14 protein-coding genes are annotated in these 14,771 nt (G+C 39.4%); 10 read left to right on the top strand and 4 right to left on the bottom strand.

The window, feature by feature from the left end:
- The first annotated feature begins 328 nt into the window (after positions 1 to 328).
- The 6 genes from ACFPA1_RS08515 to ACFPA1_RS08490 all read left to right on the top strand — a co-directional run bounded on the left by ACFPA1_RS08515 (position 329) and on the right by ACFPA1_RS08490 (position 8,164).
- Positions 329 to 2,551: an McrB family protein gene (locus tag ACFPA1_RS08515; RefSeq protein WP_378582047.1), complete on the top strand. Its 2,223-nt coding sequence runs from the start codon at positions 329 to 331 to the stop codon at positions 2,549 to 2,551.
- A complete protein-coding gene (locus ACFPA1_RS08510; RefSeq protein WP_378582046.1) occupies positions 2,526 to 4,010 on the top strand; it encodes a DUF2357 domain-containing protein in 1,485 nt (494 codons plus the stop codon). The genes ACFPA1_RS08515 and ACFPA1_RS08510 overlap by 26 nt, the downstream gene beginning before the upstream one ends.
- 692 nt (positions 4,011 to 4,702) lie before the next feature.
- Positions 4,703 to 5,140 (top strand): flavodoxin, encoded by a 438-nt coding sequence (locus tag ACFPA1_RS08505; RefSeq protein WP_213145838.1) that lies wholly within the window; start codon positions 4,703 to 4,705, stop codon positions 5,138 to 5,140.
- Between the two features lie 112 nt (positions 5,141 to 5,252).
- Positions 5,253 to 5,474: a heavy-metal-associated domain-containing protein gene (locus ACFPA1_RS08500; protein ID WP_213145839.1), complete on the top strand. Its 222-nt coding sequence runs from the start codon at positions 5,253 to 5,255 to the stop codon at positions 5,472 to 5,474.
- Positions 5,475 to 5,504: 30 nt separating this feature from the next.
- On the top strand, positions 5,505 to 7,409 hold the full coding sequence (locus ACFPA1_RS08495) for a heavy metal translocating P-type ATPase (protein ID WP_378582045.1): 1,905 nt from the start codon (positions 5,505 to 5,507) through the stop codon (positions 7,407 to 7,409).
- A 62-nt stretch (positions 7,410 to 7,471) separates the two neighbouring features.
- Positions 7,472 to 8,164, top strand: a complete 693-nt coding sequence (locus tag ACFPA1_RS08490; protein WP_378582044.1) for a Crp/Fnr family transcriptional regulator — start codon at positions 7,472 to 7,474, stop codon at positions 8,162 to 8,164.
- A gap of 547 nt (positions 8,165 to 8,711) precedes the next feature.
- Here ACFPA1_RS08490 and ACFPA1_RS08485 read toward each other — a convergent pair.
- Positions 8,712 to 9,209: an AAA family ATPase gene (locus ACFPA1_RS08485; RefSeq protein ID WP_213145845.1), complete on the bottom strand. Its 498-nt coding sequence runs from the start codon at positions 9,207 to 9,209 to the stop codon at positions 8,712 to 8,714.
- Between the two features lie 191 nt (positions 9,210 to 9,400).
- Between ACFPA1_RS08485 and ACFPA1_RS08480 the strand changes: the two genes are divergently transcribed.
- On the top strand, positions 9,401 to 9,574 hold the full coding sequence (locus ACFPA1_RS08480; RefSeq protein WP_213145846.1) for a hypothetical protein: 174 nt from the start codon (positions 9,401 to 9,403) through the stop codon (positions 9,572 to 9,574).
- 568 nt (positions 9,575 to 10,142) lie between these two features.
- Here ACFPA1_RS08480 and ACFPA1_RS08475 read toward each other — a convergent pair.
- Positions 10,143 to 10,940, bottom strand: coding sequence for an SDR family NAD(P)-dependent oxidoreductase (locus ACFPA1_RS08475; protein WP_378582043.1), 798 nt, complete (start codon positions 10,938 to 10,940; stop codon positions 10,143 to 10,145).
- A 592-nt stretch (positions 10,941 to 11,532) separates the two neighbouring features.
- Here ACFPA1_RS08475 and ACFPA1_RS08470 point away from each other — a divergent pair.
- The 3 genes from ACFPA1_RS08470 (at position 11,533) to ACFPA1_RS08460 (ending at position 13,670) form a co-directional block, all read left to right on the top strand.
- Positions 11,533 to 11,802 carry an HU family DNA-binding protein gene (locus ACFPA1_RS08470; protein ID WP_378582042.1) on the top strand — a complete coding sequence of 90 codons (270 nt, stop codon included), beginning with the start codon at positions 11,533 to 11,535 and terminating at the stop codon, positions 11,800 to 11,802.
- A 146-nt stretch (positions 11,803 to 11,948) separates the two neighbouring features.
- Complete coding sequence (locus ACFPA1_RS08465; protein WP_213145849.1) at positions 11,949 to 12,149, top strand: cold-shock protein; 201 nt, start codon at positions 11,949 to 11,951, stop codon at positions 12,147 to 12,149.
- A 69-nt stretch (positions 12,150 to 12,218) separates the two neighbouring features.
- Entirely contained in the window at positions 12,219 to 13,670 is a 1,452-nt protein-coding gene (locus ACFPA1_RS08460) for a DEAD/DEAH box helicase (protein ID WP_378582041.1), read from the top strand.
- 110 nt (positions 13,671 to 13,780) lie between these two features.
- Here the strand turns inward: ACFPA1_RS08460 and ACFPA1_RS08455 are convergent, their stop codons facing one another.
- The gene (locus ACFPA1_RS08455; RefSeq protein WP_378582040.1) at positions 13,781 to 13,999 is read right to left on the bottom strand and encodes a helix-turn-helix domain-containing protein; all 219 of its coding nucleotides are present in this window, start codon (positions 13,997 to 13,999) and stop codon (positions 13,781 to 13,783) included.
- Positions 14,000 to 14,009: 10 nt separating this feature from the next.
- Positions 14,010 to 14,489 (bottom strand): DUF2975 domain-containing protein, encoded by a 480-nt coding sequence (locus ACFPA1_RS08450; protein WP_378582039.1) that lies wholly within the window; start codon positions 14,487 to 14,489, stop codon positions 14,010 to 14,012.
- Between the last annotated feature and the right edge of the window lie 282 nt (positions 14,490 to 14,771).

The following is a 14,771-nucleotide window of genomic DNA, read 5'->3' as shown; positions in this document are numbered from 1 at the left end:
TAAATTCGGTAATTCGTTTATGATTGTAAAAGTAAATATATTTACTAGTTCACACGTTGCACTAGAATAAAAGGCCGGCGGGTCAGCCTCTCAGCATACAAAAGTTTTAACGTGCTACAGGTCTGACCCTAAATTGTGTCTACTTGGTAGAGCTTCTCCTTCAGTTACACCAAATTTGGTATATGTAATTTTCCTAATTCTGCTAGAATATAAATAAATCTTAATTATTTCTAATGCGCTCTTTTAAAGCGCCTCGACACCTGTCATAAAGGCCGGAACAAGTTTAAGATTACTATCAATGAATTATTTTAAGCGGGTGAAACTAATAATGCTAAACCTTACATACTTTCAATCACTATTTAACGAGGATAACACAGAAATTCGCTGCCGAAAGGTGCTGGACGAAATTTCACCAGTTGTGAAAGCAATTTTTCAACAATTTGTTGAAAGAATCGGGATACAGCTCGGGAATGAATACATAATCAGAAGCTATGATACGACACTTACTACTACCTATCATGATGCCCGTAATCCAACGTATGCCGAGAAGAAAAAGGAATCTGATATTGGCCGGAAACACTATATTAAACTGAATCGGAAAGTGGATGACAAGGAGTATAATTTCCTCACCCTTGAACTTGATGGGATCAGTAGAATGTTGATGATTCATTCTGAACTGAATTTCATCCCGTTTTGGGCGTGGGTTCGGAACGATAAAATTCATGGTGTCCTGGAGGCGATTCCGTCCGATTATTCTATTTTTACGGGCTGGAAGGAAAAGTCGGTGATTCCAAAAGAGGAGTTTGTTCCTTTTGTAAAAAGCTGCATTAAACCACGGAAACGACCTAACTTTGAAATTGGAACAAGCCTGCCGTTGGAAGGGAACTTGGAAGAGGAATCCCTGATTGCCCAGCTTGTGTCGGCTTGGGAAAAGCTTGGCCCATTCCGGAGTTTTTATAACGAAGAAATTGATGTTTCAAACAGAGCATATGATGCCCTAATGCTCTTGGCTGCAACCCGAAACATTAAGGAAACCAGTTTGCTGGGCCGTCCTTATACTGTCGATATCGGGCCATTGGAGGAGCAAAAACAGGGAAAACGCCAGGCTTTTTATATTTATGATGGCGAGCAAATGCTAACAAAGGGGTATATCAGCTATCTTGACTATCATGATAAGAACTCGCCACTTCAGACGATTATCGTCCAGCTGGAGGGCCATAATCATATTTTCACAAGTGCCAGAGAAATAATTGGGGACGGCACAAAAGAATGGTGGATTACCAAGGTATTCGCGTCACAGAGCCAGGAGAACACGAAAGTGATGGCCAATGCAATGCGATTGTTAGGTGAACATCATATAGAGGTTAAAGGAAGTTCCTATTATGTGGGAAGCTTCAATAATGAAACGCAGTCATTTGTGGAAGGGACCGAAAAGGTCAAGAAAACGTTTATCGATGCTGCCCTAATCTTTCATCATGCTAAAGAAAAACTGGAATTGCCGTCTGATACCGATACTGGAGGGAATGGAGAAGAGGACGACCCCGATACGGAACCAGGTTTGGAACCGAACTTTACGTTCAGCGAAATCATCAACATGATTACCAACAGTCAATTTACGTTTTCCAATGACATTATTCGTGACTTACATTTGAATCTGACCGCTTTGGATGATAAGCATTTTGTTCTGTTAAGCGGGATTTCCGGAACAGGGAAAACCCAGCTTTGCCGCTTATATGCTAATGCCGTTTATGGTCTGGAATATGAGAGTGAGAATCCGTATTTTACGATTATTCCGGTACGTCCGGACTGGACTGATGCGACTGCTCTGTTCGGTTATTATAGTTCCTTTGAAAAACGCTATGTCAAAACGGAGTTTCTGCAGGTTCTTCTGCATGCGTTAAAAGAGAGGGATAAGCCTCATTTTATTTTATTAGATGAAATGAACTTGGCTCGTGTGGAATATTATCTGAGTGATTACCTAAGTGCGGTTGAATCCAGAAAAGAAATTCCGCTGCATCAGGATGATCAGATTACCGATATTCCGAAGAAAATGGTGATTCCGCCGAATGTCTATGTGTTGGGAACCATTAATGTCGACGAAACCACCCATTCCATCTCAGATAAAGTCTTGGACCGAGCCTTTGTCATGACACTTTCCGATGTTGATTTTGATTCGTATTGGGAACGGGTCGACCAGGATCTGAAAGTTGCGCTTGCGAACGAGTTTACGATTTTACGGGAATTGCATCGCACGTTATCCTTTTATGAGCTGCATTTTGGCTATCGTTCGATGGGGGAAATGCTGCAAAAGCTATATGCCAATCGTCAGCTTCCTGAAGAGTATCAATTGGATGCAATGGAAGCATTGGATCGGGTGATTTCTGAAAAAGTTTTAACAAAGGTCCGAGGGGATGAGCGGATTTCTGATATGCTGGTGAATTTGGAGGTATGGCTGACCATGAATCTAGGTGCTGCTTCTATCTCACTTCAGCACGTGAAACGGATGAAAGAGGAGTTAGAGTATTATGGTGCAACCCAATTCTGGCGCTAATCTTCTTGAGCTTTTTGATAAACAGCAAGGCTGGATTCCGTTTTTCGGTGCGTATCTTAGAGAAGCGACAGAATATAAGCTGCGTTTTCATAGTACGCAAGTCGATGTGAGGTTTCAGGGTATTCCAGTTCCATTTTTTCAAAAAGAGGGGAAAGGCTTTGCCACATTTATAACGCCATTTCAATCTGGTTCCGTTCATGTTTGTCTAAACGGTCAGGAATTTGAGACCTTTGTTTATCCAGACGCTCGGAAACTGACGGAAGATCAGTTCAACCTGATGCTGGAAGAAATCCTGTCGGAGGCGAATAGCTGCTTCCAGCTCAGCGGGTTGGCGACTCATGTCAATACATCAGGCCGAAACCGTGATATCACTTGGACACAATGGAGTTATCTGAATCAATCCTTTCATCAGTTGAAGCACATTTTTTCAAAAATTGAAAAGCAGCCGCTTCGCCGTTTGGACAAGTATACGATGATGATGAAACGGGAAAAGGTCCAGCATTCAGAGCAGGTTACTTTAAGGTGGTTGGATCTGCAGGGGCAAGGTAATGAAATTCCGGGTACTGTCCAGAACGTAAAGACGTTAGAAACGCGAAATCTATACGAAAATCAAGTGCTAAAGCAGCAGTTGCAGGATTTGTATCGGCTCCTCCGTAAGTATGAAATGGTTGAACATGAAGAGATTGCGGGCAAAGCGTTGAAGTATAAAGGGATTGTCCAGCGCTGGCTGAACAGTTCTTTTATGAATGAAGTCACAGCAAACAAAGGTCCTTATACGATTACGCAAAAATTTCGTAAGCATCCCGTTTACCGTTTGTGGTATCAATGGTTTGATCAGCTTTATAAGCATAACCGTGAGGGCATTGGCTTTGATTACCCGATTTCATTAAAAGACACGTTTCAATTGTATGAAATGTGGTGCTTTATGAAGGTTGTCAGGATTCTGAGGGAAGGGGATTTTGTGCGTGATACGGGTGGATTGTACCAGATGACGAAGGATGGCATTTTTCTGAATCTGGCCGAGAATAAGGAAAGCAAAATTCAGTTGCAGGGCGGTGTGAGCCTGTACTACCAACGGGCCTATCAATTCAACTCACCAACTTTTCATACATTTACTCAAAAAATGATTCCAGATATTGTTCTGGAAGGGGAAAACGGCATGATCGTGTTTGACCCGAAATATCGGGTTCCGGATAATCTGGGTACGGCACTGGGTGAAATGCATAAATATCGCGATGGTATTCTCAAGCGGGACTCAGGTGAACGGGCCGTTCAGGAGGTTTATATTCTTACACCGACAACGGATGAAGTGGCCGAGGAGATGAGGTATTTTCAATTGGAATTCCAAGAGCAATTTGGCATGGGAGCGATTAGGGTGGTGCCAGGGGCTGAAGATGAATATTTTCATTCGAAGATTGTCGGGAGTGTTAGGCAGTTGTCTAGATTGGAAATTAAATAGGGAACTTTGAAAAATATTAGTGGAATCCGAAGTGAACATATGTTCCTATCGGTGTGTGGTAATGGTATAATTTAGATACAATAGAATAGGTTTTTTCAAGGGTGGTCGGCACACTCCCAAACAGAAAGGGGGGTGGTGCTGGATGACAGTTTATGAATCATTCATGTTTGCGATTGGTTTTGCAGGTTTAATCGTAACCATTCTGTCATTTAACCGAAAAAAATAATCCACCCTTGAGTTAGGCGCTCAGGTGGATTATCCCGCCAATAAGCCGACCCCCGCAAAGGGAACCGTCTATTGCTGGACCGGACATGTTACTGCATGTTCGGTCTTTTTTAAATTATTCCATATTTAATCATATTATAACTGATATTTTTAAAAATAAAAATAAATTACTACAAACAACTCTCTTAATAAACTCGTTAAACTTACACTAGACATCGTCCCTTAAAGAAGCCAACTATCCTAATAACAGGGTAGTTGGCTTTATTGAAGATGACGGAAACAAGCTTCATACCATCATCCGTTTAGGTCAGGACCATGGAGATCGTTTCGGTGACTTTTTTTACCATTAGAATGGGCCCCTTGGCTTTTCGCAGCTTTTTTCTTGTGGAATTTGATGGTGGTCAATTTCTTTTTATACGTTAAAAGATATACTCATTTTGACAAATACTCATGTTGGGGGTGAGTGTATGGATACAATTATCATTTATACAAGTATGGCAGGGACAACGGAATTAATGGCGGAGATGATTGGGGGAAAACTCACTGAGGCAGGGGAGAGAGTAGTAATTAAAGATGCCCTTGAAGCTTACGCACATGACCTGCAATCGTACGACAGAGTTTTAATTGGCAGTTATACATGGGGAGATGGTGACCTGCCTGATGAAATGGTCGATTTTTATGAAGAGTTATCTAAGCTTGATTTAAATGGTAAACAGGCGGCAGTTTTTGGCCCGGGTGATTCCACCTATCCTCACTTTGCCAGAGCAGTCGATATTTGGGAAGAAGCGATACAAGCGCAAGGTGGGGAAATAGTAGTTGAAGGTTTGAAAATTGACCGCTGGTATACCGAAGAACTAGAGGCTGCGTGTGCAATATTTTCTGAAAAGCTCATTCAAAGTCATTGACTCAAGGCTCTGAGTTTGTTCGCAAATATAAAACCAAACTTGTCCCTAATCAATTTTTTTCTTTAAAACTTAAGTAAAATAAAGGCATAACCAATTCGAGGAGGAAAAGAAAATGAAAAAGGCGGTATTCCAATTAGAACCATTAACTTGTCCATCATGTATTAAAAAAATCGAAACCACACTTCAGAAAACGCCCGGTGTCAGAATGGCCAAGGTTATATTTAATATGAGCAAGGTAAAAGCAGAATTTAATGAATCCGAGGTAAATGCAAACCAATTGGAGGAAAAGTTTCATAAATTGGGATACGAAGTAATTTCAACCAAAGTCTCTTAATCTCTTAAAGGTCAGGAAGGAGGCGTGAAAATGGTTACGCTTATAAACAAAAATAAAAACAAAATTACCGCATGTTCATTCGTTTTAATTGTTGTTGGATTTTTGACAGGATTGCCTGGAGATATTGAGTTTAGAAAAATTGCATTTTTACTCGCAACCGTTATCGCAAGTATCCCAATTTTTCTTAAAGCCTTGCAGAGTTTGCGGATGAAAGTGTTTAGCATTGAATTATTGGTAAGTCTCGCAGTTTTGGGCGCTCTTTACCTGAAAGAATATACAGAATCTGCAGTCGTTACCTTTCTATTCCTGTTTGGCGCTTATTTGGAGGCACGAACATTAGAAAAAACGCGGTCATCATTAAAAGAATTGATCGACATGGCTCCACAGGAGGCTACGGTAATTCGAGGCGGAGATACGAATATCGTCCCGATCGAAGAGGTCGTCACGGGCGATCGGGTGATCATTCGTTCTGGAGGAAGGATACCAGTGGATGGAAGTATCGTATTTGGTCACGCTTCTTTAAACGAAGCGGCTCTAACAGGTGAATCGGTGCCAGTAACGAAGAAATTATCGGATGCTGTGTATACCGGCACAATTGTTGACACTGGCTATATTGAAATGATGGCAGAAAAAGTAGGGGATGACACTACCTTTGCAAAGATAATGGAGCTTATTGAAGAAGCGCAAGAATCAAAAACGAAGGCTGAGAAATTTCTTGATAAGTTTGGCAATATTTACACACCGGTCATCGCGCTGCTGGCCATCCTTGCTTTTGTAATTACTAAAGATTTGAAATTGGCGATAACTTTCTTAGTGATTGCTTGCCCGGGGGCTTTGGTCATAGGGGCTCCTGTTTCAAGTGTCGCCGGGATTGGAAACGGTGCGAAGAACGGCGCCCTTGTTAAAGGTGGTGAAGTGATGGACCGATTATCCAAGGTAAATGCCATTGTGTTTGATAAAACGGGAACATTAACGAGAGGAAAACCAGAAGTGACCGATATCAAGGTATTTAGTCAACTGGAGGAGAATGAGTTGCTTCAGTTGGTGGCCCAAGCTGAAACCATTTCTGAGCATCATTTGGGTAAAACCATTGTTAAGGAAGCTCTGGCAAGAGATTTATCCATTAATAAGGGCGCAGTGGAGGGAGAGGTCATTAAAGGGAAAGGCATTCGAGTGAACCTAGAAGAGCGTGATTTGGTTGTTGGGAACCGACAGGTCATGTCCTTAGAAACCATTAACATTTCAGAAGAGGTTGAAGCATATGCAGTTGACCGGGAAAAGGCTGGAAATACGGCTATATTTGCTGCAATAGATGGTGAAATTTCTGGAATCCTTTCCATTGCTGACCAAATTCGTGATGACGCAAAAACTGCCTTGTCAGAACTGAGAAAAAACGGTATCGATAAAATTGTTATGTTAACTGGAGATAACCGCTATACGGCTGCAATTGTGGCCAACAAACTAGGTGTAGATGAGTATTTGGCTGAACTTCTCCCGGAAGATAAAGTTGATTACGTAAAAAAGTTAAAGCAAGAGGGTTATGTTGTTGCTATGGCAGGTGATGGAATCAATGATGCACCAGCTATCGCGACAGCCGACATCGGGTTTGCTATGGGCGAAGGCGGGACTGATGTATCCATGGAAACAGCGGATGTAGTATTAATGGCTGATCGGTTAATGCAATTGGCACACGCCCACTTGCTGGCAAAAGCAACGATTCGAAATATCAAACAAAATACGTACTTTGCGGTTACGATTGTTTTTCTCTTGTTAGTCGGTGTTTTGTTTGGTTCAGTTCATTTGGCATCCGGTATGTTTATCCACGAAGCTAGCGTTCTCCTCGTTATTTTAAATGCGATGAGATTAGTCAAATTTAATCCAGGTAAGATAAAAGTGAATAGCATGACTCAGCTTGCACCAGGTTTATTAAAATAACGCTGGACTATATTTCCAATAAAGAAGAAAATAGAAGCAATGGATTATCGGGAGTGGTAGAAATGGAGTATAACCAACATGTATGTACAGGAACTCATAACGCATGTGTTTCTATAGTTCCAATTTTTAATCATTTGGAACAGGAACAAATGGAAGAAATTATGGTGGCGGCCAGGTCGGTTTCATACAAAAAAGGGGAGATCATTTATCAGGCAGGCGATCAATCAAACGCCCTTTATATCGTTAATAAAGGGAAAATTAAAATCTATCGCCTTTCAGAATCAGGAAAAGAGCAGCTATTACGGATTCTGACTCCGGGAGAATTTACCGGTGAATTAGCCTTATTTAACGAAGGTATCCACGAAGCATTTGCCGAGGCTATGGCAGACACGCAAGTGTGTATGATTAGACGCGCAGACTTACAGGCACTTCTGTTGAAATTCCCATCCATCTCCTTAAAAATTTTAACTGAGTTTTCCAAGCGATTGGAACAATCTGAAAAACAAACCGCACGCTTTGCCACTGAAAAGGTGGAAACAAGGCTGGCCCTGTTTTTGGCGGAATGTTTGGATCCAGATAGTCGCGAAGTTGAATTTACCCTACCGATGAGCAAAAAAGACTTGGCGTCCTATTTGGGAACCACCCCGGAAACGGTTAGCCGCAAGCTATCAGATTTTGAAGCAGCAGGTCTAATTAAACAAAAGCCTCATAAAAAAATTGAAATCATCGACTTGGACGAACTGCTCCTATTCTAATTTGTGTTTCAAGGACCAGGGGAACGTTGCTGCTGGATTATTTTTGGCGAAAGCGATTCTAAGAGAATCAAAGTTTGTCTTTTAACTGCCAGAAATCCACAACTCTGGGGTAATTCAAGTCCTTTTTTTTTGACAATATTTATTTTGCTAGAAAAAACAATCCACCCTTGAGTTAGAAACTCTGGTGGATATTTTTTCGAGTAATTTAAATCAGAGACATTAAAGAGAATGATTATTTTCAATCGCCCTCGTTAACTCTATTTTGACTAACTTCACCAAATGTTCCCTATTAAGCGAATTATCATTCTTGGTATAAACATTAAGATGTTCCAAATCACTTCAAATATAAACTCAATTAGGGTATCTTTAAAAAAGCCGTCTCTACTTCTTTTTTTATTTTTCATCTTCTAACTCCCAATTAATCAATCGTTGTTTAACTATCGATTTTAGCTCATTGAAACTTTTCTTACTCACATTTCATTAATATCATATAGAGCACCTCCCAGAACAAAAGGTACTCTATACACACGAATCTTTGAACTCTTTGTTATTCTTTTCCGCTAAACTCTAAAATATTTAAACCCTCAGATGCCTCTGGTGCTTCAAAAAATTTAGTAACATGAATAAACACCGCTTCCGTGTCAAAAGTTGCTCTTTCGGGTTGTTCGTTACGCCTTTGTGCAATTTGACGTAAGCATTGCTCGTTATTTAGATTAAGGAAAATTAGTTGATGGCTTGCATTGACCTCTGACACCATATCCAAAAACCATTTTCGCAGTTTTTGAGTGTTAGCTGGAAAATCCATCACTACATCTGTACCGACACTTAATATGTTTTGGACATGCTTTTTCACCAATGGCTTGAGCTGCGCTGAGAATTTTAGATAATCATCAAATGATGCAATCTGATTGGGATAAAGAGATGAAAGCCATTCATCCTCAGACAACAGTACCGCATGTTTATCTATCGCCAATTGTTTTGATTTAGTTGATTTTCCAGCTCCCATTTTTCCGCAGAAAAAGTATAGCGTCCCCAATTGTTTCATATTTTTTAAACCCCCGCACTTATTTTAGTTTAAACTTTTTACTTCGTTAGTTCCCATAGACTTTTTCCTCTTATTAATATTTAGATGTTAAGATTTATATCAAATTTACTTATTCTACCGATTTCATTTATATTCCTTCTTTAACAAACCTGGTTTAAGTGAAACCTCCACAATCTCCATGTGCAAGGGAATTGGACCAATGGACAGAGGAAAAATGGGAAGAGAATTATGAAAAACTATCTTTTGATGATGGTGGCTGGGTTCCGGCTGTTCCTAAAGCTAGAAGACGATGTCGGGTGGAGGGCTGCGATGGTATTCCTGAGCCTGATGAAAATTATTGTGATGAACATATTAGGGAATCTTAATTTCTTTAGTGGAGTGGAGGGAATACACTCTTTGTAGGTAGCATGGATGACTGCTCAAGCATAACAAGCTTTTTAAATAAAAAGCTCTGTTATAGCTTAATGTTGATTTCAATGTATTTGAAATAAACGTAAAAATTTCGTTTAAATTGGGAAATACCCTTATTTCCTTAAATATAAAGGAGGTTTTTCCGTTTATTTGATCCAAATCTTTGGATTTTGTCTAATTTTGAGCGGTTAATCGGAAATTCTCCGCTTATATCTGCTTCTTAATCTTCATCTATATACATTAGCCGGAAATTCTCCGCTTATTTCTGCTTCTTAATCTCCATCTATATACATTAGCCGGAAATCCTCCGCCTATGAATTCTCATGCCTACACGAAAATCAACAATGAATAATAACAGAGCCAAATAAAAAAGCGTAATATATGAAGGCTCAGAGCATAAGACTCTGGGCCTTTAAATAGTTACATTCTCTTCTTCCCGCATTTCTTTAGTTACATAGAAATATTGATTGGCAGACGCTTTTTTGGGGCTAATAGGAAGGGGATTGAAATGGAATTAAGAGTTCATTCTTTTTTGCCAGGTGTTTTGATTTTTTTCAAAATAAGGTCCGTTGCTTTTTTGGGATGTAAACGATATAGGAAGTCCATGATTTTTGCATCGTTTCCTGCTAATACTCGGTATTTATTGTTTTCCATCCCTTTAATAATGATCGCAGCCGCTTCTTTTGGACTGAGCATCTTATAGGAATGGTTGTCAGCCCCTTCGAATTCTATTTTCGCATTTTGGACTAGGTTGGTGTCGACTGCACCCGGAAAGACGATGGTTACGCCTACATTGGTATCTCTAAGCTCTAAATGCAGGCCTTCCGTTAACATTTTGACAGCTGCTTTTGAAGCGGAGTAAATCGATTGAAGCGGCACCGGAAGAAATCCACCCATGCTCGATACATTGGTAATGTATGCTTCTGGTCGAATTAAAAGGTATGGTAAGAACGATTTGCACATATAGAGCGTTCCATAAAAGTTGACATCCATGACTTTTTGAATTAGTTCATAATCAAGATCGTTAACGGTTTGAAACTGTTGAAGAACTCCGGCATTATTAATGATTCCATCTATGCAGCCGTGAGCCGCGATGATCTCTTCTGGAAGCTTTTCTACATCTTCTCTGTTAGCTACATTAGCCATGTGTATCGAAATCTTATCGCCGTATACAGTAGCGAATGATTTTATTTCCTCTAGCCCGTTTTTGTGAATGATGGCAGCGACTTTAGCTCCTTTTCCCAGGAGTTGGCGGACAAGCTCTTTCCCAATCCCACCACCAGCACCTGTTACGACAATCACTTTATTGAATACTTTCATCCTATTCCCCCATATTTTTGTTATGTAAAATTACCTATTCATCATATGTGAGTAAAGTGGATGAAATTCTTCTTTTATATCCAGCAGCCAAAGGTGTCCATTCATTTAGGATGCTCATTATATTACATTTAGCTATGAGTAAATAAAATCTAATTAGATTAAGCGTTACCATTTACAACTGTTTCTTTTGCATAAGTTTTCACACCAAATAACTTAAAGCATACTGGGGAAAAATTATTGACACAAAGAGAAAACTAATGATAAAATAAAAATTTTGATAAATAAGACAGAATGTGGTATCCTAATAAAGGTAACAAATATTGAATGATTAGTTTCTTAAGTTTGTTTTTCCATCGTTATCCAGTTGCTCATATTTTTAATGCGCCTCTTTATTTCCTCATAATCGATTATTTCTTATTTTTTCACCGCACAAATCGATATTTTCTGAATGAGTTAATTAAAGTAATTTTTAGAGTTTACAATTCTGATTTATACTGGCACGGTCAAGGAGCCGTAAGGATGAAAGAGAGGTAGGGCTTTCATTGTTTTAGGGTCAGGAAAGCAGTTTTTTGACAAATTGGAGGGATTACTTTTGAACATAACAAAATTAATAAATGAAGTTTCAGCAAAGTCAGAGCTGTCTAGGAAAGATGCAGAAATAGCTGTGGAGGCTGTATTCGATATAATCACACAATCACTAGTTAGCGGAGATTCTTTTGCGCTTTCAGGGTTTGGTAAATTTGAAGTTTGTCAACGTGAAGCCCGTACTCGTATCGACCCAAAAACGGGGGAAGAATCGATCATTCAAGCTGGCAAAGTTCCGATTTTCCGGGCAAGTAAGTCATTAATACAGCAAATATAGGTTTAAGGGTTATCCCAATTTAAGATGTGTGCCATGTTGTTACGAAAATCAGCATCGGTCTGTGGCTTCATATTAAATAAACTGAATAAACTTTCATCTATCTAGGGAATAATATAATCATATTCACACAATAGGAGGCAGCAATATTGGAAAAAGGTAAAGTAAAATGGTTTAACAGCGAAAAAGGTTTTGGATTCATCGAACGTGAAGGTGGAGAAGACGTATTCGTTCATTTCTCAGCTATCCAAGGTGAAGGCTATAAATCATTAGAAGAAGGTCAAGAAGTTACATTTGACGTAGAGCAAGGTCAACGTGGACCACAAGCTTCAAACGTTCACAAAGCTTAATAATAAGAAAAACGAATAAATAACAGTCTCTTTATGAGTCTGTTATTTATTTTTCAAAGGAGTTTTGATATGACAACATTTCAGGAAATGGGTATTCGTGAGCCCATTCAAAGAGCGATTACAGATATGGGATTCGAAGAAGCATCTCCTATTCAAGAGAAAGCCATTCCCATAGCTTTGACGGGTAAGGACATTATTGGACAAGCGCAAACAGGTACCGGAAAGACGGCTGCCTTCGCCATACCGATCTTGGAGAAAGTGGATACGAGTAAAAAATATGTTCAGGCGATTGCCATTGCACCTACAAGAGAATTAGCTATTCAGGTTTCAGAAGAGATCAATCGACTGGCGAAATACATGGGCATAACCTCTCTCCCAATTTATGGAGGGCAGTCGATAGATCGCCAAATTAAGGCATTAAAGAAGGGACCCCACATTATTACGGGAACACCCGGAAGACTTTTGGACCATATTCAACGGAAGACGTTAAAGTTAGACCGTATCTCTATGGTGGTATTGGATGAAGCTGATGAAATGTTAGATATGGGCTTTCTTGAGGATATCGAACGAATTCTCAAAGAGACCCCTGAAGAAAAACAAACCTTGCTGTTCTCCGCAACCATGCCAAAACCGATTCAAAATCTTGCGGAAAGGTTTATGAGGGATCCAGAGCTTATAAAGATGAAAGCCAAGGAAGTTACCGCTCCAACTGTTAAGCAAATTTATTATGAGGTTAATGAACGGGATAAATTTGATGTTCTTTGCCGTCTGCTAGACGTGGATAACCCTGAATTAGCGGTTATTTTTGGAAGAACAAAAAGACGCGTGGATGAATTAAGTGATGCATTGAATAAAAGAGGATATCTTGCTGATGGATTGCACGGTGATTTAAATCAACGACAACGAGATGTTGTGATGAATAAATTTCGTGAGGGTAACATTGATATATTAGTTGCGACCGATGTGGCTGCGAGGGGAATTGATGTTTCAGGGGTTACCCACGTCTACAATTTTGACATTCCTCAAGACCCGGAAAGTTATGTTCACCGAATCGGCAGAACGGGGAGAGCTGGGAAGACGGGGTTAGCTATCACATTTGCTACACCGAGGGAAACTGGACAAATTCGCAGTATTGAAAAAGCTTCTAAAGGACATATCCAGCGCAAATCAATACCGACGGTAGCAGAGGCAAGGGAGTCAATACAGCAAGCCGCAGTAGAAAAGATGATTCAATTGGTTGAAGAGGAGCAGTACACGCAGTTTAAACGCGCAGCAGGCGAATTACTCGATCAGTACGATTCTATCGCGTTAGTTTCAGTTGCCTTGAAATTGTTGTCAAAGGAACAGAGTGATGTTCCTGTTCAGTTAACTTCCGAGACACCCCGATATGCCAGTAAGCCTAAAACAAAAGTCCAAGAGAAATCAAGGAAAAACTCTAAAGGGAATATGGAATTTAGGGGGAAAGGGGGAAATAGCAATCGTAAGAAAACTTCCATGTCCTCTCGAAAAAAGAAAGCATAATAAATGAATACGGGAAGGATATTCTCGATGCATTAATAAAGAAGGGATAGCTTAATCGCTATCCCTTAATTTCTCTATCGACTCCCGTTAAATAAATTTGTTGTTTGTTTTTATCGAATGTTTTCGTCGCTTTTGTACTCCAAAATATCACCTGGCTGACAATCCAAAGTCTTACATATCGCTTCTAATGTTGAAAAGCGAACCGCTTTTGCTTTCCCATTTTTCAGAATGGAAAGATTCTCCATCGTAATTCCAACCCTCTCCGAAAGCTCCGTTACGCTCATTTTTCGTTTTGCTAACATCACATCAATATTAATAATAATTGCCATATCAAACACCTCAGATTGTCAAATCATTTTCTGATTTTATGTTAATCGCCTCTTGTAGAAGCCGTTGGAGGATAGCCGCAAAAACGGCGATAACCAACGAAGCAAAAATGATGAATATTCCCAGGAATCCAATAGGAGGGTCAACTTTCTTCGCTATAAAATGAAAGAGTGGCAAACCTAATACATACAAACCACTGATTGTAATCGCACAGTACTTTATGTTCCTTAACGCCTTTACAGATAATTCCGAGAACGCTGTGTTCTTGTCAATGTACCGTAAAAGATTGAAAGCCTGATAGAGAGCAAAGTAAAAAGGCACAGCTGCTCCATACATCACGATGAAAACGAGATATTTCATCTGGGCAATATTTGGATACATTTTTGCTGCGAAATGCGCCATAGGGGGCACTAAAAATATACATAAAGCAAGAACTGGTAGTCCTATTATAAAAACAGCTATTTTTAAAAACAATGTTGTGACTTCTCTCAAAATAAACACCTCACTAATTTAATTATAAAATGACTTTAACACGTAATTTATTGATTTACAATAAAATATTATCGTTATTTATTGTATTATTATTGTTATGAAATATCCTTTTTATTTTAAACAAAAATATAAAGCATTTCTAATTATTAGGCTGTAATTTAAACGTATTAGAACCTCACTTTTCTAAGGATAAAAAAATTTTATGGTAGTGTATAAATAATCAATATTTTTTTTATTTGATAAATTATGATAATTTTTATATAACGCATTTAATAAGCTTAT

The sequence above is a fragment of the Neobacillus sp. GCM10023253 genome, assembly GCF_042653105.1.
Lineage (GTDB): Bacteria > Bacillota > Bacilli > Bacillales > Cytobacillaceae > Neobacillus > Neobacillus citreus.
The sequence above is the reverse complement of the archived record's forward strand: the minus strand, read 5'-3'. Positions and strand labels throughout refer to the sequence as shown.